The sequence below is a fragment of the Lysinibacillus sp. NPDC097868 genome (genome assembly GCF_044761135.1).
Lineage (GTDB): Bacteria > Bacillota > Bacilli > Bacillales_A > Planococcaceae > Lysinibacillus.
In genome coordinates this window covers 1,583,301-1,601,987 of sequence record NZ_JBIWBS010000001.1, presented here as the reverse complement: position 1 = coordinate 1,601,987, position 18,687 = coordinate 1,583,301, and the positions used below count along the sequence as shown (strand labels likewise).

Genomic DNA, 18,687 nt, shown 5'->3' with positions numbered 1-18,687 from the left:
AGGCAAAAAAGCTGCAAAAGACTTACAAAATACTTCATTCAACAGGAATTGTTCGCTAACTTTCGTTTTTTTTATCTATTTTTTCGCAAAGCTTCCCATAATACCTACATACCAGTAAAATAGAGTAGGTTAGGGGGATTCTATATTGAAAGATCAACGCTTTAAAATTGCGCATCGTGAAGCGCTCATTGGCATTGGACTTGTAATTGTCAACTTTGCTATTTGGTACGGCTTTGCATATGGCCTAGGCTCGGGGGATCCAACAAAATATACGTATGTTTGGGGTTTCCCTGCTTGGTTTTTCTATAGTTGTATCGCTGGAACAGCTTTTATGATTGTCTTAATTTGGCTCGTCCTAAAACTCTTTTTCAAAGATGTTCCATTTGAAGATGGGGAGGTGGATGAATAATGCATTGGCAAGTTATTTTTCCACTCTTCATATTTTTAATTATCATTTTTGGAATAGGTATATGGGCGAATAAACATGTCCGTTCATCGAACTCGTTTTTACAGGAATATTTTCTTGGTGGTCGTGAAATGGGAGGCTTTATTCTAGCAATGACCATGATTGCCACTTACGGAAGCGCAAGTAGTTTTATTGGTGGACCAGGTGTCGCTTATAATAAGGGACTTGGATGGGTACTGTTAGCGATGGCGCAACTACCTGCGGGTTATTTTGTATTAATGATTTTAGGCAAGAAATTTGCGATAATCGCTCGCCGTTATCAAGCGATTACATTAATTGATTTTTTACGTGAACGCTATAACAGTCATGTCATCGTGATTTTATCTGCAATTAGTATTATTGTCTTTTTATTTTCTGCGATGATGGCACAGTGGGTAGGTGGAGCGCGCTTAATTGAATCATTAACTGGTTTAAATTATACTTCGGCACTCTTTATTTTTGCAGCGTCGGTATTAATTTATGTTATTATCGGGGGCTTCCGAGCTGTAGCTTTAACGGATACGGTACAAGGTTCGATAATGGTAATTGGTACTGTTATTTTACTAATTGGGACAATCGTTGCGGGCGGGGGAATTGATCAAATTATGACATCCCTTGTTGCAGAAAATCCAAAACTCGTGACCCCATTTGGTGCAGAAGGAGAACTTACTCCGTTGTATGTCTCTACATTTTGGATTTTAATAGGAATTGGTGTAGTTGGGCTACCTCAAATTGCAGTTCGTGCTATGAGCTATAAAGATTCAAAAAGTATGCATTTAGCGATTATTATTGGCACCATCGCCATTGGGACAATTATGTTCGGTATGCACCTAATTGGTGTGCTAGCGCGTCCAGTAATGCCAGGCATTGAAATTGGCGATAAGGTGATGCCACTACTAACGTTAAAAGTTTTACCGCCATTTTTAGCGGGTATTGTTTTAGCAGCACCAATGGCAGCAACGATGTCTACGGTTAATGCGTTGCTCATGTTAGTTAGTTCAACAGTCGTGAAGGATATTTATTTAAATTACGTGAAGCCAACTGCCAGCGATGGAGAGATTAAGCGCGCCAGCTTCATCGTAACTACAGTAATTGGTTTGGCGGTCGTTGTATTTGCGTTAAATCCTCCAGACTTACTTGTGTGGCTCAATTTATTTGCATTTGGGGGCCTAGAAGCGGTCTTTATTTGGTCAGTTGTCCTAGGCTTATATTGGAAAAAGGCTAATAAATACGGCGCTATTGCTTCCATGATTACGGGCATGACGTTATATATTGTAATCGATCGCTTTTATCCGTCAATCTTTGGCATGCATACAGTGACAATCCCAATAGTGGCTTCATTCATTATTTTTGTCATCGTAAGTTACCTAACAGCTAATAAATTTAAAGATGAAAAAATATTTATTTAAATATTAAAATACCTTGGGAGAACAAAGCTCTCAGGGTATTTTGCATTTTTGAAGTAGAAAAAGAAAAACCGTTAGCATGTTTCATGCTAACGGCATTTGTTAATAAAATACTTTTTCAAGATTATATTTTGCACGGAATGTGTTAATTGCGTAAGTTTCGTAAATTTCACGTTCCATTGGATCATCAATTTCATATACTTCAATTTTGAAAATTTCATCACGGTATTTTTTCATTGGTGATACATTATCTTCAAAATGCTTTTTAATGCGTTGACGAATTTTACGCGCTTTCCCTACAAACAATAGCTCGTTTTTTTCGTTGTAGAATAAGAAAATGCCACCTTTTTCGCGAGTGATTTTATGGAAATCAATAAAACCATGGAATGGCGGGATTTCTACATCCCCAGGTTTTAATACTTGCTCACGTTGACGAATTACTAAGTCTGGTTTTGGGAGTTCAATTTTAATCAAAATATTCACGTTCCTCTCTGTTACTAAAGGTATATGTTAACATAATACCTCTTTGATTACCATTACGATTTATTTGTATAAAAATCTATTTACTGCGCATAGCTGTAATCGGGGGTGATTTGTCATTTCTTTGTCATCTAATTAGGCTAATAGATGGTAAAAATGATTTTTAAGCCGTATTTACGTAACTTACAAAAGCTTTAGGTAGAATTGATTATAGTGTTTAACAAAAAATATGCTTCCATTCATTTAAATACTAAATATTCTATGTATTATTGAAATTCTTAATCGTTCATGATACAATTCTTTTTAATTAAATAATCTTATCAAGAGAAGCTGAGGGATTTGGCCCGATGACGCTTCAGCAACCTCTAACAATGTTAGAAAGGTGCTACTTCCACCAAAGGATTTTTCCTTTGAGAGATAAGAGTGAACGTGATAATTATCCTTCTCATTCTTGCTCTAAAGGAATGAGGGGGATTTTTTAATTTTAATTAGATAGAGAGAAAAAATTAACGAAAAGGGGAATTCAACATGCCTATTAATATTCCAAAAAACTTACCAGCTGGAGAACATTTACGTGGAGAAAAGATATTCGTAATGGAAGAAGACCGCGCCAAAACGCAACAAATTCGTCCTTTAAATATTTTAATTTTTAATTTAATGCCAGAAAAAGAAAAGACAGAGCTACAATTACTGCGATTGCTCGGTAATACACCATTACAAGTGAATATTACATTTTTAAATACAGCAACACACGAATCAAAAAATGTTAGTAAATCACATTTACAGCTATTTTATTCAACGTTTAAAGAGATTCGCCATCGTCGCTTTGACGGTATGATTATTACGGGGGCTCCTGTTGAAAAAATGGCATTTGAAGAAGTGAATTATTGGGAAGAAATCTCAGAAATAATGGATTGGTCCGTGAAAAATGTTACGTCCGTTATGCATATATGCTGGGGTGCACAAGCTGCGTTATATCACCATTATGGTATCGGTAAATTTGAACTGCCAGAAAAATGTTCTGGCGTATATTCACATGTCATTACCGATTTAACAGTCGATCTAGTGCGTGGCTTTAGTGATTTATTTACAGCGCCACATTCACGCTATACATCGGTTTCCATTGATGAAGTACGTAAGCACCCAGATTTACGCTTACTGTCCTATTCAGAAGATGCTGGCGTCTTTATCGTGCAGTCAAAGGATAATAAGAACATAATGATTACAGGTCACTTAGAATACGACGCGACAACATTAGCTGATGAATATTACCGTGATGTTGAAAAAGGAATTGATATTGCGATTCCTGTTAACTATTTCCCGAATAATAATCCTTCTAATGAGCCGATTAATACATGGCGAGCACATACGCATTTACTATTTTCAAATTGGCTTAACTATTATGTTTATCAAGAAACACCGTACGAATGGGACTTTGTTGATGAAATTGAATACCATATTTAATTTGGAACAATTAACATACCGTTTTACAGTTAGAAAAACCACATTTCTCATTAAAAGTGAGAAATGTGGTTTTTGTTGTTAACTTATTGAGATTCGGACGAGTTTGGTTTGGTAGCATCTTGCTGCACTTTTGATTCTTGTTGTTCTTCTTTTGGAGCTTGCTGCACTTTTGATTCTTGTTGTTCTTCTTTTGGAGCTTGCTGCACTTTCGATTCTTGTTGTTCTTTTGAATTTTGCTTGTCTTTTGATTGTTGTTCTTGAGATTCTTGCTGATTACTTGAAGAGCTTTGACTGTCTTCTTTCTTTTTTATTTTGCGAATTTTTGCGACTGTTAGTAACAACAATGGAAGTAAAACAGTTAATAATCCTGAATATAACGGCCAAATATTCTCATTATAATTATTAGAATGGACGATATTCGGGTGAGCAATTTGAGCCAGTGCAACCATACATAATCCAAGTGGTAAAATGAGTGGGCGAGGATCTTTTATTTTAAATATTTGTCCTATGCCAAGTACCGTTGCGTAAAAATAAATGAATGTCCGAATGTAAATGGATATAATCCACATAACAGCCATGATAATTTCCACTCTTTGGAAAAAATCTCCTATCGAAATTCTTTGAGCTAGCGCATAGCTTGGAAATGTCTTAATTGATGTATTAGTTGAGCCAAGAACGAGTGTTGAAAGGGTAATAATGAGAATTAAGACAATTCCGCCTAGTAGTGTGCCGATATAATATCCTTTTTGAGCTGCTTTATGTACATTGACTCCAGAAGGGAAAAACATAAGCAACACAGCAAGTGGGAAAGAAAAAACACTCGTAAAGTTTAGCGTACCTACGATTAATGATTTTGTGTCTGTTTCATAGACTGGCATAATATTTTCTATATTGATTTGAGGGGAAATACAAATAATAAAAATAATAAAAATTAACATAAATATTGGAAATAGTATTTCCACAGAACGTGCAAAAACTTCAATCCCTAAATACGACGCGAAAACGATAATAATTGTAAATAAAACAGCAAAGGTCAGAGTAGGCGTTTCGGGCATCACTTCCGTTTGCATAAAAATTCCGATGAAATATAATAATTCGCCTGCTGAAAAAAAGGTTAAAGACATAAAACAAAGCGATGTCAAAGTACCGATGAATTTGCCGAAAATTTTTCCATTTGCTTCAATAAACGTAAGGTTTGGAGTTTGATTTCCTAATGATACAAAGAGCTTTATTAATAAAAAGCTTAATAGTACACCAATAGCCGCTCCAATCCACGCATCCTGGCTGAGTTTTTCTGTAATACTTGCTGGCACAATTAATATAGCTGTTCCAATTGAATAGAGAAGGGTAATGACTGTAAATTGTCTTGCGCTAATGAGTTGTTTATCCATCGTACACTACCCTTTCTTTTCATTTTTTATTGAAAAAGTGTAAGTAACAATTTTCTAAGGGGCGTTAAAATAAATGTAATGAAATCTAAAGGGCTGGGAATGTTCTTTTTTAATCCAATGGCAATATTTAATGCCGCTCCTATGCTTAATATAATAGAAAAGACGATAATTGTTTTTTTTTCGCCTTTTTTCTTTAAATTAGGAATGACACTGTAAGCAATGGCCAAAGAAAATACTACGAAAACAATCGTTATAAACATCGCTAGCTACTCCTTTGAATTGTGCAATAATGAATTTTGGATTGTTCCTAATCCTCGTGTAGCCACATTGACTTCGATATTGACAGCTACCTCGGGATATATTGTAGACCATTCTTTTTTTGTTTCCTCCCATTTTTTAGGATCTTTCCGATGGAGTGCTTCCCCAAAGCCTAATATATCGAGTTTATAATTTTTTTGAATCGTATCTAGTGTTTTTTTCGTTTGTTCTTTTATCCGTTCTTCGGTCTTTTTATTAATATAATGAATGCTTTTGTCTTTAGTTAAATTAATGGGACAATTTACTTCGCCGATATTTTGTGTAATATCAATTTTTATTGTTATTTTTGGAATGCCATTTTTAAAAGTTCCCTTAATATTAGATGTCGATTTTGTAATTTCGGTCGACAACTCTCCACCATCAGGGCAAGAAAGAACTTCTATCGTACTTTCAATTTTGTTATTTAAAAAATTATAGTAAATACTTTCCTCTTCGGATAAAATCCCTATCAATTTATCTTCTTTAAAAACAGCTATACCAATATATTTTAAAATAACGGGCGTTGTAATTCTTTCTACATTTGTTTGATCTATTCCTAATTTTGTATCTCCTTCTATTTCAACAACCGATAAAACAGCACTTTTTTCTTTGCTACTAAGGGTATTTAGTAGTTCGTCTGTATTAACAGATAATGTGGAACCCCAAGATTTTTCGGATACCTTAATTGAATTTAACAATTTATTGGCAGGCATTTTTTCAATCGGGGTTAAGACGTTGAGCACTTCTTTTGCTGTTGAATCATGCGTTATGATAACATCAAAATCATTTCGAAATTCATGATCTCTTGCGATAAAGTCCAGTGGTTCGTTTATTCCTTCTTCAGCTAATTTTTCTCCGATAACTACCATTTGTAAATGAGCAAAATAAGGTCTCCGTGGTGTTAAGGTCGTCATTCTTCGAATTGCTTCAAACACACTTTTTCCCTTCGAATTATAAGTGACTACAGGTGATCGTCCGCTAGAAGGTTGCTTTGAAGAAATTTCACTAGTATCAACAACTTGGATAGAAATTTCATATTCATCATCTATTTTATCTACACCAAGTGCAACGACAATTGCTAATTCGTTTAACTCTCGCTTACTCCAGCAACCACTTAATAATAAAGTGAGGATGAACAATAACAAAATCATCTTCATTTTTGACATGACGTATTCCTCATTTACACATTATTGTTAATTTCTTTTTTTTCCTTCGTGATATCGTTGTTCTCTAACTTTATTTTTTTGACTGAACAGCCTCGGTCTTGTGAGTAAATCTCTACGTGGGAACAAGATCATTGCATCTTTTTGATCTTTCATAATAAGTGGCCCAAAAGGACTCATATATGGAACGCCAAATGAACGTAAACTACATAAGTGAAGAATAATTATCATAATGCCAAACATAACGCCGAATAAACCAAACATCGCGGCTAAAATCATCAATGGGAAACGTAGAACACGAATCGTGTTTGATAATCCATAGGAAGGAAACAGAAAGCTACAAATGGCTGTTAATGCAACAATAATGACCATTACAGCTGATACTATGCCCGCTTCCACGGCTGCTTGACCAATTACTAATGTCCCTACAATGGAAACTGCTGGACCAATCGTTCTAGGCATTCGAAGACCTGCTTCACGCAAAATTTCAAAGGCAATCTCCATAATTAGTGCTTCTACTACAGCGGGAAAGGGCACACCTTCTCGCTGTGAAGCGATACTAATAAGCATTGCCGTTGGAAGCATTTCTTGATGAAAGGTAGTAATGGCTACATATAGGGAAGGCATTACTAATGCAAGACAAATACCAAAAAAACGTAAAAGTCGAATTAATGAACTAATAATCCAATTTTGGTAATAATCTTCTGCAGCCTGTAAAAAAGATGTGAATATTACTGGAACGGTTAGTACAAGAGGGGTTCCATCCACTAATATTGCTATTTTACCTTCTAACAACTCTGCTGCAACGACATCTGGGCGCTCCGTATTATAAATCATTGGAAATAAAGAGAATTTAGAGTCTTGAATAAAATCCTCTAAATAGCCGGTTTCTAATACGCCATCAATGACAATATTATCTAAACGATCTAACACCTCTTGGACAATTTTGTCATTGGCAATGCCATTTATATACATAACAGCTACGTCTGTTTGCGTTACCTCTCCAATAATTCGAGATTTTATCCAAAGGTCAGGACTTTTAATCTTTCGACGGATGAGTGCTGTATTTGTACGCAATGTTTCAGTAAAAGACTCTCTTGGACCTCTAATTACGGACTCTGTTTGTGGCTCAGTGACAGCTCTATCTTTTGCGCTTTTGGTGTCTGTCGCAATCGCAACCGATTGGCCCTCTAATAGAATGACTGTTTCACCATTTAGGATGGAGGCAAAAAATGCGGTGAAATCTAAAATATCCTTTGCACCGCCTACCGCTAAGCATTGCTTTTTTATATAGTCGTTTATGTTGGTTACTTTATTGTCAGATCCATTGTCAATTTCAAGCATCAAATCTTCTAATATAAAGTCTGTAATCACATTTTTATCGGATATGCCATCAATGTTAATTAGCGCGATTGATTGGTTATTTAATTTGTCTAGTGTAATTTCACGAATAATTACATCGTTGCTATTACCAAGAGCTTCTTTAATCGTAAAAATATTTTCTGAAAGAGAAGTGTGCAGTAAAGTCGTTGAAGGATTTTGCTGTTGGGAGGTATTGTTGTTTTCTGAAACTGGCATTATGTTTCCTCCTCAAAATATAGATTGACTAGTTAGAGGATGGTCAATTTTACGAAGAGCTAAACCAAATAGTGCAAACTAAAAATTGTGATTGCACAAAATGAAAAAAGCGTTTCCTTTCATTTTGGTGAAAGGAAACACTGTGTTATTTTAAATAGTCATATTTTAATTCGTAAAGTTGTTTGTCAACGTCAATGTGTAAGTTATAATCGTTAAAAAACCATAAATCTTTCTCATCGATATAGTAGGTCACACCATCAATGACAGTTTGAACGCCTATTTCGAGAGGTTCTTCGCGAGTCATCCCAAGAGAAAATCCTTCATGGAAAGGGCTTGAACCACCATATCTTGCATAAAAGCGTATTGTATCACCTGTTTCGACTTCCATTTCGTTTTTAAACCATTGAAGCGCTTCATCTGTCAGTGCGATATTCATGTGTGAACTCCTTTCATGTTAAAGCCATTTCACTTTTGGTTCAGTACCATTTTTAATGCGCGTAATATTTGCTCGATGACGATAAACAATAAAAATAAATAAAAATGCTACTAATATAGCTAATGCGAAATCGCCTGTCACAAAAAAATAAATAATCGAATAGATTAATGCAACTAGTGCAGCAATTATCGATGTTAGGCTGACAATTTTCGTAAGCTTTAACGTTACGATAAATGCGATGAATAGTAAAATGAATAGTGGCCAAGAATAGCCAAGTAGGACGCCAGCTGATGTGGCAACAGCTTTTCCGCCACGGAAGCTTGCAAAAATAGGAAACATATGACCAATAACCGCAACAAGTCCTAAAATAAGTCCGTGAATTGTGGCATCAGAGAATACTGGGAGTGTCACTAATAACACTGCAGCTGTACCTTTTAAAATATCCATGATTGTAACAACTAAACCTGCTTTTTTTCCTAATATACGGAAGGTGTTGGTAGCACCTAAATTGCCACTACCATGCTCGCGAATATCTGTTTTGTAAAATATTTTGCCAATCCATAACCCAGAAGGTATAGAGCCGATAAGATAGGCACATAAAATAATAAGTCCGTTTAACATAGGTGGACTCCTTTCATCCAAATAATAACACTTGGTACTAATAGTTTGTAACAAGTATTTTACACTTTTTCTCTTTAATCTACAATGATATGAAGGAGATTTCATCATGGGCCTTGAATTCAATACAAGAGGAAAATATTTCACCATGATTTCAAAGTCAATGGCTTATGTTAGCTTATGTTAGGTTGTACGACACTATTATAGTATCAACACCTAAGCCCTTTCTTAAAAATATAGGTAAAATGGCAATTTTGTCAATCACACATTCCTTTGGTAGAATAGAAGTCTATCTTTAATTTCTATGTGAAGCTATAAAAAATCATCATTCAACAGAAAACGCCTACTCATCACGTTTTGGAAAGCTGAGTGTAAGCATGAAGTTAGCGTTTATTGCTGGCTGAATGAAGATAGAGCCTATGACGATAGTTGTGGATTTTGTATAGTGGTCATTGCAGTAAGCTCCAGGCAGTTGCTGTCATTTATGTCCGTTAACTGACTTTAGATTGGTCGTTTAACAAAATTCATAGAAGACATTACGCCATAGCGTAAACAAAAATTTATATATCTGTCACTAGCTATTGACAGGAAATGCTATTATTATTAGGATGAGAACGTAATCAGAACATGCGTTTGTTTTTTGGAGGGGAATCTTTTGGCGAATAAACAGTCACCAAGCGTCTATAATGATGACGCCATTCAAGTATTAGAAGGATTAGAAGCGGTACGAAAGCGACCCGGCATGTATATCGGTTCCACAGACGGCAGAGGACTTCATCACCTTGTATATGAAATCGTGGATAATGCGGTGGATGAAGCACTAGCTGGCTTTGGTTCTCATATCATAGTCACTATTCATAAAGATCAGAGCTTAAGTGTTCGAGACTTTGGACGAGGGATGCCAACAGGTATGCATAAAATGGGCAAGCCTACCCCTGAAATTATTTTCACTGTATTACATGCAGGCGGCAAATTTGGGCAAGGTGGCTATAAAACGAGTGGTGGCTTACATGGTGTTGGTTCTTCAGTTGTCAATGCTTTGTCGACATTTTTAGAAGTAACGATTCATCGTGATGGCAAAAAGTATAAGCAGCGTTTTGAAAACGGAGGACACCCTGCAACGACACTTGAAGAAATTGGTCAAACAAAACAAACAGGAACACTTGTCCATTTCCTACCAGATGACACAATCTTTTCAGTCACAAAATTCAATTATGATACGCTTGCAGAACGTTTACGTGAGTCTGCATTTTTATTAAAAGGATTAAAAATTGAGTTAATCGATCAACGCGAGGAAGGCAAAGGTGATGTTTTCTTTTATGAAAACGGCATTGAAGCTTTCGTTGCGTATTTGAATGAGGAAAAAGATGTTCTTCATCCTGTGAAATATGTGGAGGGTGAACAAGATGATATCGAGGTTGAATTTGCCTTCCAATTCAACGACGGCTATTCAGAAACCATTTTATCGTTTGTAAACAACGTTCGTACACGTGATGGTGGCACACATGAAACAGGTGCAAAATCTGCGTTGACGCGAGTTTTCAATGAATATGCACGTAAGATTGGTCTATTGAAAGATAAAGATAAAAATCTTGAAGGGACAGATATTCGTGAAGGTTTAGCGGCGATTATCTCTGTTCGTATTCCAGAGCATTTATTACAATTTGAAGGCCAAACGAAAGGTAAGCTTGGTACGAGTGAGGCGCGTTCTGCAGTAGATAGCGTTGTTTCAGAGCAGATTTTATATGTACTTGAAGAGAACGCGGAGCTTTCAGCTTCCCTTGTTCGAAAAGCGATTCGTGCACAACAAGTTCGTGAAGCGGCGCGTAAAGCGCGTGAGGATGCTCGTAACGGGAAGAAAAACAAAAAAGGTAGTACGATCCTTTCAGGAAAGCTAACACCTGCACAATCTCGTAATGCTGCGAAAAATGAATTATATCTAGTCGAAGGTGACTCTGCCGGCGGTTCAGCAAAACAAGGGCGAGACCGTACATTCCAGGCAATTTTACCGTTACGTGGTAAAGTCATCAATACAGAAAAAGCGAAGCTCCAAGATATTATGAAAAACGAGGAGATTTCAACGATTATTCATGCTATTGGTGCTGGGGTAGGAGCGGATTTTTCAGTAGAAGATTCTGCTTACGATAAAGTTGTCATTATGACCGATGCTGATACGGATGGCGCACATATTCAGGTGCTACTATTAACGTTCTTCTATCGTTACATGCGCCCGTTAATTGAGTCAGGTAAAGTATTTATCGCACTGCCACCACTTTATAAAGTATCTAGAGGTGTTGGTAAAAAAGAGGTCATAGAGTATGCTTGGACCGAAAACGATTTACAAAAAGCCATTAAAAAGGTCGGAAAAGGCTATATCCTGCAACGCTATAAAGGTCTTGGTGAGATGAATGCAGATCAGCTGTGGGATACAACGATGAACCCTGACACACGTACTTTAATTCGTGTCACGATTGAGGATGGAGCACGTGCAGAGCGTCGTGTGACGACGTTAATGGGCGATAAAGTAGAGCCGCGCCGTAAATGGATCGAAGCAAATGTAGACTTCGGCATGGAGGATGATTCAAATATTTTAGACAATGAATTCATCCAACAAGAGGAGGACCAAGCATGAGTAGTACGGAAAAGTTTCAAGATTTACCTTTAGAAGAAGTAATGGGTGACCGATTTGGTCGCTATAGTAAATATATAATTCAAGACCGAGCGTTGCCAGATGCGCGCGACGGTCTTAAACCTGTACAACGTCGTATTTTATTTGCGATGTATACAGAAGGAAATACGAATGAAAAACCGTTCCGTAAGTCTGCAAAAACAGTCGGGAATGTTATCGGTAACTACCATCCACATGGTGATAGTTCGGTATATGAAGCAATGGTGCGCATGAGTCAGGATTGGAAGGCTCGCCATATGTTGATTGAAATGCATGGTAATAATGGTTCGGTTGACGGTGACCCTCCAGCTGCGATGCGTTACACAGAAGCGAGATTATCAGCAATTGCTGCTGAGATGTTACGTGATATCGGTAAAAAAACAGTGGAATTTATACCGAACTTTGATGATCAGGATATGGAACCAACTGTATTACCTGCTCGCTTCCCGAATTTGCTTGTAAACGGCTCCACAGGGATTTCTGCTGGTTATGCGACGGATATTCCACCTCACGCACTTAATGAGGTGTTAGATGCGGTTTTAATGCGTTTAGATCAACCGAATGCTACTGTTGATGAGCTCATGACGGTTATTAAAGGTCCTGACTTCCCAACAGGTGGGATTATCCAAGGTGTAGATGGCATTAAAAAAGCTTATGAGACAGGGCGCGGCAAAATTATTGTGCGTGCTCAAGCAGCCATTGAACCATTAAAAGGCGGGAAAGAGCAAATCGTTATTACGGAATTACCGTATGATGTTAATAAGGCGAATCTTGTTAAGAAAATTGATGAACAACGTGTCGATAAACGACTTGAAGGCATTGCTGAAATCCGTGATGAATCCGATCGAACAGGATTACGCGTAGTAGTTGAGCTGAAAAAAGATGTGCCAGGACAAGGAATTTTAAATTATTTATTCAAAACTACTGATTTGCAAGTAGCCTACAATTTTAATATGATCGCTATCCATAACCGTCGTCCTACGATGATGACCTTGCCACTGCTACTTGATGCGTACATAGCCCATCAAAAGGAAGTGGTGACAAACCGCTCGATTTATGATTTGCAAAAGGCGAAAGACCGTTCGCATATCGTTGATGGTTTGATTAAAGCCCTTTCTATTTTAGATGAAGTAATTACGACGATTCGTTCATCGAATGATAAACGTGATGCGAAAACGAATTTACAGGTCAAGTATGACTTTACTGAAGTTCAATCTGAGGCCATTGTGAGCTTACAATTATACCGTTTAACAAATACGGATATTACAGAGCTACGTCATGAACAAGATGAATTAAATGCACTAATTACAAAGCTAGAAGGTATTTTGCATAGTGAGGCTAAGCTTATTCGTGTCATAAAACAAGAATTGCTCGACATTAAAAAACGTTTTTCTGAGCCACGTCGTTCGAAAATCGAACAAGAAATTGAGGAAATTAAAATTACGCTAGATGTCCTTGTGCCAAGTGAAGAAGTTGTGGTTACAGTGACAAAAGATGGCTATATTAAGCGTACATCTACTCGTTCTCACGCAGCGTCCAATGGGCAAGATTTTGCGATGAAAGATTCGGATTATTTATTGTATGAGGCAACGTTAAATACACAACATCATGTACTGCTGTTCACTAATCGTGGAAATTATATTTATCAGCCTGTGCATGAATTGCCGGATATTCGTTGGAAGGATCTTGGTCAGCATATTTCAAGTATTGTGCCAACGGGTGAAGATGAAACAATTATTGCTGTTTATGGTTTTGATTCATTTGAGCAGCCGAACACCTATATTTTAACGGCTACAAAAGAAGGGCAAATCAAACGTTCACCATTAGCTGATTATGCAGTTACACGTTATTCTAAACCGATTAAAACGATGAATGTGAAATCGGGTGATGAAATGATACTTGCGGACATTGTATCAGATGATGCCGAATTGTTATTAATCACAGATACTGCATATGCTATCCGCTTCCCGATTGAAGAGCTGCCTGTCACTGGCGTTAAAACTGGTGGTGTGAAAGGTATTACTTTAAAAGATGGGGAAGTATTGGTTGGTGTCACAATATTAAGACCTTCTGACACGGAGTATGTTGTAATTGTTACACAACGTGGTGCTGTGAAAAAGATGAATGTCGCCGAAGTCGATATAGCTAGCCGCGCAAAACGCGGGTTAAAAGTGTTAACCGAATTAAAAGCGAATCCACACCGAATTGTTGCGGTTGTGAGGGCTAGTGATGAGGAACAGGTTATTGTTGAAACGGATAAAGGCGTGCAAGAAATCATTGATGTCAAAGGGTTAACTCGCGCTGATCGTCATTCAAATGGCTCCTTTAAAGTCGATATCGCTACAGATGGTGCCATTTCTCATGTAGTTAAAAGGAAAAAAGAAGAATAACAAACTCCTGCCCATGTTCTATCAAAGAACATGGGCTTTTTTGATAAAGACTTTTTCCTATGTATATCCCAAAATGATACATGTGTTTGTTGTCATACCAATCCCTGAAGCCAAAGATGCTCAACAGAAAATTATTAATGTAATTAGTAACTATGCGTTGTTTTATTTTTAAATGTACTCAGGTTAGCAGGCAATAGGTAGAAATCATAAACTTGATATACAATAAACTGGCGTAACCTCAAGAATCAGCGAACGGTTTCGTTAAAGGATCATTTAGTTGAAAAACATTTTTTAGGGTTAGCGAGTGAAGAACAAAACCAGCGAGTGAAAACACCTTGCTGTATACACCTATAAAAATCTCATAAGGAAAGTCATGAATCGTTGATTTAAAAACATTTGTGACTTTTTAATGTGTGCACGAACTTTAGTCAGTCGATATTTCCATTCAAAAATTTATCAAAAGTTTATAAGAATTATATTTTTCTACTTTAATCTGTATTTATAATTGAAAGGGGCAAGTAGAAAATGAAAAAAATGATGAAGTGGTTTTCGATAAGTTTCTTCACTTTATTGATTGTGCTTATCGGTTCTGTATTTAGCTTCCATAAGTTCAAAGAGAATAAAGAGACATTGTTACTAGAGAATAATATGGGCAAGTTAATCGATTTTAATGGGAAGAAGATTAACATTTATTCTGAAGGTCAGAATGCAGATACATTTGTATTTATGGCTGGCTCAGCAGTAGCAGCACCTATGTATGAATTAAAAAGCTTGTATCGTCATTTTTCAAAAGAAAATAAAATTGCCGTTGTGGAAAGAGCAGGATATGGGTATAGTGATGAATTTAACGACGATCGAGATATAGATGTAATATTAGAACAAACGAGGGAGGCACTAATTAAAAGCGGCAATAAGCCCCCTTATATTTTAGTACCACACTCTATTTCAGGAATCGAAGCTATCTATTGGGCGCAGAAATATCCGAAAGAAGTTAAAGCGATTGTGGCGTTAGATATTGGTTTACCTTCTCAATATATAAAACATCCGGTAGGTTTCGTAGAAAAGGCTTTTATGAAGGCAGGAACTATATTAAGTGAATTAGGATTCCAAAGAGTGTTTCCGATTTTAGCATATAACGATGCCGTCTTAGAGAAAAATTTTCTGACTTCACAAGAAAAAGATATATTTAAAGCGATATCAAATAAACAGGGAATCAACAATGATATGGAACAAGAAATGCTACATTCCGTAAAAAATAGCAAAAAGTCTACCGCATTATCTATTCCAAAAACAACCCCTATTTTATTTATTGATGCTTACCTTGATAAAAATTCTGAAGCTGCTAAAGCATCACTAAAAGACTATCAAGATTTCGCAAAGAAGTTAGACGTTTCAAGTGTTATTCAAATAAAAAGCAAGCATAGTATTTACTTGTACCATCCAACTGAAATTTATGAAGAAACCCAAAAGTTCATGCAAGAAATGGCTGAAAAATAGTGAGGAAGAGACAAAAATGTTGTTTACAATTTTACTTGTAGAAGATGATAAAATGATTGGAAGTTTATTGGAGAATATACTTCAAAAAGAAGGTTATAAAGTAATCTGGTTAGAAAATGGAGCTTCTTTATATACAGTTATAAAGCAAGTGGACATTGTTATTATGGATATTATGCTACCTGGCGAGGACGGGTATCAGATTTCAATGCGAATTAATCAGTTAGGGCATAATATTCCTATAATTTTTTTAACTGCTAGAAGTGACATTGATAGTAAATTAAGAGGGCTTGAAATTGGAGAAGATTACATGGTGAAGCCATTTGATCCGAGGGAATTATTAATACGAATAAAAAATAAATTAGTTGCTTCTTACGGAATTCACAAACAAATACAGCATTTATCCATTGATGTTACTCATATGCGTGTCATTAATAATCAGAATAATAAAGAAGTCGAATTTACAGCCATTGAAAAGAAAATATTCTTTTACCTCTATGAAAACGCAGATTTTATTTTATCTAAAGAACAATTCATTGATTATCTTTGGCAGCTAGAAGATCGTAATCCTAATTTAATTAACGTGTATATTAAAAAGGTCCGCAACAAGATTGCCGATACAGATGGTGTGATTATTCAAAATGTATATGGAGAAGGTTATCGTATGAATACCCATGTTAAACAATGAAACTAAAAAAGAAATATCAACTATTGCTATTGTCGGTTATATTCAGTGTTCCTCTTTCGATTGTAGTGATTAATGTAATCGTAACGGTAATTTACAATCATTTTTCAAATAATACAGAAACACGTTTTTTTGAGTCAAAAGCCTATCCAATTATGCTAGGATTATTTATCGTCTGTTTTTTTACTTTGGCTATTTTATTCTCCAAATCCATTAATTCATTAATTAAACGAATTAATGAATTAAATCAAACCATTATGGAGTTGGCGAGTAACGATAAGAAGAGACTTCAAAAGATTCCTTACTCTCGAAATGATGAATTAGGGGATTTAACCAATGCAGTAAACCTTCTCATTGACCGGACGATATCGAAGGAAATTGAAATAATGCAACAAGAGCAAATGAAACTAGAACTTTTAACTCAGTTGCGCCACGATATTAATACACCTTTAACAGCTATGCGCTTACAACTTTACACAATCGAAAATGATTTTTCACAACATCAGGATATTTTCAATTCTTTAAACGAACAAATAAACTATATTTCAAAGTTATCCAATGAATATGACTTTGAGCGCTTATCTCGTGTTGATAATTCCTATATAATCATGGAAAAAGTAGATGTTCCAAAACTTATCAATACCATTATTTTAAAGTGGAATTTTTTATATAAAGTTAACCAAATCTCTATTGTGTTAAACGATTCCTCAACTAAATTCCATTGGAAGAGTAATGAAATTTGGTTGCACAGATTATTTGATAATATCTTCCAAAATATTTTGCGCCATGCAGCGTGCGATACATTGGAAATCACTTTGCAAAAAAACTCAATTATATTTAAGGATAATGGGGTTGGGTTTAATGTGGAGGAAAAGGGTACTGGCCTACGAATCATCGAAGATATTTGCCGAATGCTTGAACTACAGAGTACAATCCAATCTAACGAAAAAGGTACTCAAGTCACCATAAGTTATGCGCAACATTAAAACTTTAGTAATTGCAACAGCTCTAATTGAAAGCTTCTCAAAATCTTATTTGAGAACATCTTTTAACGTTGTAAATGCTTAAATTATATAACAATCGTGTGCTTTAGTTTAACTAGCAACAATAGAAAAATGATAGAAAAAAGGACTCGATTTCACTTAATAGGAATCGAGCCTGTTTTATTATACCCACTAACACGAATGTGGTGCTTAGCTGTATTGAAAATTTTTATGTGAATCTTTGTCTCTGTATTTTTAATTGAAATTTTCAAATGGCTAGTTTTATTTATTCAATTCCTTATATAAAACATATTTTAAAGCAGAAATTTCATCTTCAGACAGTTTACCTTCAATTTCGGATAATACTTCATCCTTACTAATTGAACCGTTTTGCACTTGTTCCTGAATATCAAGTAAACGATTAACGCCCACTTTTTTTATTAACACACGTGTCGCTTCTTCTTTAGTTTGGAAGGGAAGAGTATCCGGATTTGTAGTTGCTGCCTCGCTGGCAATTTCTTGAACCGTCGAATCGTTCTTGATATAGGATTTTACTTCTTCTCGTTTTTCGTCATCTAAAGTAAATTCCACTTTCTGTACCAAAATGCCATAAAGCATAGCCAGCTGCTCCGAGTAAAACAAGAAATACTACGGTAATTTTTAAAAGCTTTTTCATCAACTCACTCCTGACACTTTGAATAAAGCACAAACTCTCAAAAATCACGAAGAAAAAATGTTTTCTATAATTAGTTTAATTTCAAATATAACTAAATGACACATAGCAACTATCTTTTCAAAGGGTGATGGAAGTTATATCGTGTAGTATGGAGAATAACTCTTTTTTAACTTGTTGGTTTTGCAAAAGATTAACTGTTTCGTATTGAAGAATTTTTGATGTTCCAAATTCCATGCATAAAAACATTTCTATTTGCAAAAGTCATGTTGCAGAATACTTGTATAGTCCAATAGAAGCTCATTTTTATCAATTACGAAAATTACTAGCTTGTCATTTTACGATAGATATGGGTATAATAATCAACGAAAAGTTCATAAGTTAAGAATGTAGGGGGGCTGGAAGTTGCCAGCTGAGATTGCGTCCGTTTAGACGCTGACCCTTTGAACCTGATTTGGCTCGTACCAGCGTAGGGAACATCTATTCAAAAATATTCGTATACTATTTTTTGATACC

Annotated in this window: 16 protein-coding genes, 1 pseudogene and 2 riboswitches; of the genes and pseudogenes, 9 read left to right on the top strand and 8 right to left on the bottom strand. The window is 35.9% G+C overall.

Annotated features, from left to right (window positions below; all coding sequences use genetic code 11):
• Nucleotides 1-145: 145 nt before the first annotated feature.
• Both ACIQXJ_RS07855 and panF read left to right on the top strand, forming a co-directional pair.
• Nucleotides 146-409, top strand: a complete 264-nt coding sequence (locus ACIQXJ_RS07855) for a YhdT family protein (protein ID WP_401011469.1) — start codon at nucleotides 146-148, stop codon at nucleotides 407-409.
• The gene (gene panF, locus ACIQXJ_RS07850) at nucleotides 409-1,854 is read left to right on the top strand and encodes a sodium/pantothenate symporter (protein WP_403051770.1); all 1,446 of its coding nucleotides are present in this window, start codon (nucleotides 409-411) and stop codon (nucleotides 1,852-1,854) included. Before ACIQXJ_RS07855 ends, panF begins: the two co-directional genes overlap by 1 nt.
• A 99-nt stretch (nucleotides 1,855-1,953) precedes the next feature.
• On the opposite strand, the gene ACIQXJ_RS07845 is transcribed toward panF, so the two are convergent.
• Entirely contained in the window at nucleotides 1,954-2,325 is a 372-nt protein-coding gene (locus ACIQXJ_RS07845) for a nucleotide excision repair endonuclease (protein ID WP_401011465.1), read from the bottom strand.
• Between the two features lie 320 nt (nucleotides 2,326-2,645).
• Nucleotides 2,646-2,755, top strand: a riboswitch (SAM riboswitch).
• Between the two features lie 104 nt (nucleotides 2,756-2,859).
• Here ACIQXJ_RS07845 and metA point away from each other — a divergent pair.
• Nucleotides 2,860-3,795 (top strand): homoserine O-acetyltransferase MetA, encoded by a 936-nt coding sequence (gene metA / locus ACIQXJ_RS07840; protein WP_172771430.1) that lies wholly within the window; start codon nucleotides 2,860-2,862, stop codon nucleotides 3,793-3,795.
• 83 nt (nucleotides 3,796-3,878) lie between these two features.
• On the opposite strand, the gene ACIQXJ_RS07835 is transcribed toward metA, so the two are convergent.
• The 6 genes from ACIQXJ_RS07835 to plsY all read right to left on the bottom strand — a co-directional run bounded on the left by ACIQXJ_RS07835 (nucleotide 3,879) and on the right by plsY (nucleotide 9,281).
• Nucleotides 3,879-5,186, bottom strand: coding sequence for a GerAB/ArcD/ProY family transporter (locus ACIQXJ_RS07835; protein ID WP_403051765.1), 1,308 nt, complete (start codon nucleotides 5,184-5,186; stop codon nucleotides 3,879-3,881).
• A gap of 26 nt (nucleotides 5,187-5,212) precedes the next feature.
• The gene (locus tag ACIQXJ_RS07830; protein WP_337981257.1) at nucleotides 5,213-5,446 is read right to left on the bottom strand and encodes a hypothetical protein; all 234 of its coding nucleotides are present in this window, start codon (nucleotides 5,444-5,446) and stop codon (nucleotides 5,213-5,215) included.
• Between the two features lie 6 nt (nucleotides 5,447-5,452).
• Nucleotides 5,453-6,649: a Ger(x)C family spore germination protein gene (locus tag ACIQXJ_RS07825; protein ID WP_403051761.1), complete on the bottom strand. Its 1,197-nt coding sequence runs from the start codon at nucleotides 6,647-6,649 to the stop codon at nucleotides 5,453-5,455.
• A gap of 27 nt (nucleotides 6,650-6,676) precedes the next feature.
• Nucleotides 6,677-8,224: a spore germination protein gene (locus ACIQXJ_RS07820; RefSeq protein ID WP_403051758.1), complete on the bottom strand. Its 1,548-nt coding sequence runs from the start codon at nucleotides 8,222-8,224 to the stop codon at nucleotides 6,677-6,679.
• A gap of 145 nt (nucleotides 8,225-8,369) precedes the next feature.
• Nucleotides 8,370-8,660 carry a HesB/YadR/YfhF family protein gene (locus ACIQXJ_RS07815; RefSeq protein WP_401016651.1) on the bottom strand — a complete coding sequence of 97 codons (291 nt, stop codon included), beginning with the start codon at nucleotides 8,658-8,660 and terminating at the stop codon, nucleotides 8,370-8,372.
• A gap of 18 nt (nucleotides 8,661-8,678) precedes the next feature.
• Nucleotides 8,679-9,281, bottom strand: coding sequence for a glycerol-3-phosphate 1-O-acyltransferase PlsY (gene plsY / locus ACIQXJ_RS07810; RefSeq protein WP_403051755.1), 603 nt, complete (start codon nucleotides 9,279-9,281; stop codon nucleotides 8,679-8,681).
• Nucleotides 9,282-9,933: 652 nt separating this feature from the next.
• On the opposite strand from plsY, the gene parE reads away from it, so the two are divergent.
• From parE to ACIQXJ_RS07780, 6 genes and pseudogenes are all read left to right on the top strand, one after another.
• A complete protein-coding gene (parE, locus tag ACIQXJ_RS07805) occupies nucleotides 9,934-11,910 on the top strand; it encodes a DNA topoisomerase IV subunit B (RefSeq protein ID WP_403051752.1) in 1,977 nt (658 codons plus the stop codon).
• Nucleotides 11,907-14,336 (top strand): DNA topoisomerase IV subunit A, encoded by a 2,430-nt coding sequence (gene parC, locus ACIQXJ_RS07800; protein WP_403051749.1) that lies wholly within the window; start codon nucleotides 11,907-11,909, stop codon nucleotides 14,334-14,336. Before parE ends, parC begins: the two co-directional genes overlap by 4 nt.
• 43 nt (nucleotides 14,337-14,379) lie before the next feature.
• A pseudogene (locus ACIQXJ_RS07795) lies at nucleotides 14,380-14,508 on the top strand (alpha/beta hydrolase fold domain-containing protein); the annotation flags it as partial.
• 353 nt (nucleotides 14,509-14,861) lie between these two features.
• Nucleotides 14,862-15,833, top strand: a complete 972-nt coding sequence (locus ACIQXJ_RS07790; protein ID WP_403051746.1) for an alpha/beta fold hydrolase — start codon at nucleotides 14,862-14,864, stop codon at nucleotides 15,831-15,833.
• Between the two features lie 16 nt (nucleotides 15,834-15,849).
• Entirely contained in the window at nucleotides 15,850-16,518 is a 669-nt protein-coding gene (locus tag ACIQXJ_RS07785; protein WP_403051743.1) for a response regulator transcription factor, read from the top strand.
• Nucleotides 16,515-17,501, top strand: coding sequence for a sensor histidine kinase (locus ACIQXJ_RS07780; RefSeq protein ID WP_403051740.1), 987 nt, complete (start codon nucleotides 16,515-16,517; stop codon nucleotides 17,499-17,501). Before ACIQXJ_RS07785 ends, ACIQXJ_RS07780 begins: the two co-directional genes overlap by 4 nt.
• 279 nt (nucleotides 17,502-17,780) lie before the next feature.
• On the opposite strand, the gene ACIQXJ_RS07775 is transcribed toward ACIQXJ_RS07780, so the two are convergent.
• Entirely contained in the window at nucleotides 17,781-18,116 is a 336-nt protein-coding gene (locus tag ACIQXJ_RS07775) for a hypothetical protein (RefSeq protein WP_403051737.1), read from the bottom strand.
• Between the two features lie 436 nt (nucleotides 18,117-18,552).
• A riboswitch (TPP riboswitch) is annotated at nucleotides 18,553-18,664 on the top strand.
• Nucleotides 18,665-18,687: the final 23 nt, after the last annotated feature.

Bases quoted from the DNA above. Each gene is read 5' to 3' on its own strand.
- panF (WP_403051770.1), top strand. From the start codon at position 409: ATGCATTGGCAAGTTATTTTTCCACTCTTCATATTTTTAATTATCATT.
- metA (WP_172771430.1), top strand. From the start codon at position 2,860: ATGCCTATTAATATTCCAAAAAACTTACCAGCTGGAGAACATTTACGT.
- ACIQXJ_RS07835 (WP_403051765.1), bottom strand. From the start codon at position 5,186: ATGGATAAACAACTCATTAGCGCAAGACAATTTACAGTCATTACCCTT.
- ACIQXJ_RS07830 (WP_337981257.1), bottom strand. From the start codon at position 5,446: ATGTTTATAACGATTGTTTTCGTAGTATTTTCTTTGGCCATTGCTTAC.
- ACIQXJ_RS07825 (WP_403051761.1), bottom strand. From the start codon at position 6,649: ATGTCAAAAATGAAGATGATTTTGTTATTGTTCATCCTCACTTTATTA.
- ACIQXJ_RS07820 (WP_403051758.1), bottom strand. From the start codon at position 8,224: ATGCCAGTTTCAGAAAACAACAATACCTCCCAACAGCAAAATCCTTCA.
- ACIQXJ_RS07815 (WP_401016651.1), bottom strand. From the start codon at position 8,660: ATGAATATCGCACTGACAGATGAAGCGCTTCAATGGTTTAAAAACGAA.
- plsY (WP_403051755.1), bottom strand. From the start codon at position 9,281: ATGTTAAACGGACTTATTATTTTATGTGCCTATCTTATCGGCTCTATA.
- parC (WP_403051749.1), top strand. From the start codon at position 11,907: ATGAGTAGTACGGAAAAGTTTCAAGATTTACCTTTAGAAGAAGTAATG.
- ACIQXJ_RS07790 (WP_403051746.1), top strand. From the start codon at position 14,862: ATGAAAAAAATGATGAAGTGGTTTTCGATAAGTTTCTTCACTTTATTG.
- ACIQXJ_RS07785 (WP_403051743.1), top strand. From the start codon at position 15,850: ATGTTGTTTACAATTTTACTTGTAGAAGATGATAAAATGATTGGAAGT.
- ACIQXJ_RS07780 (WP_403051740.1), top strand. From the start codon at position 16,515: ATGAAACTAAAAAAGAAATATCAACTATTGCTATTGTCGGTTATATTC.
- ACIQXJ_RS07775 (WP_403051737.1), bottom strand. From the start codon at position 18,116: ATGCTTTATGGCATTTTGGTACAGAAAGTGGAATTTACTTTAGATGAC.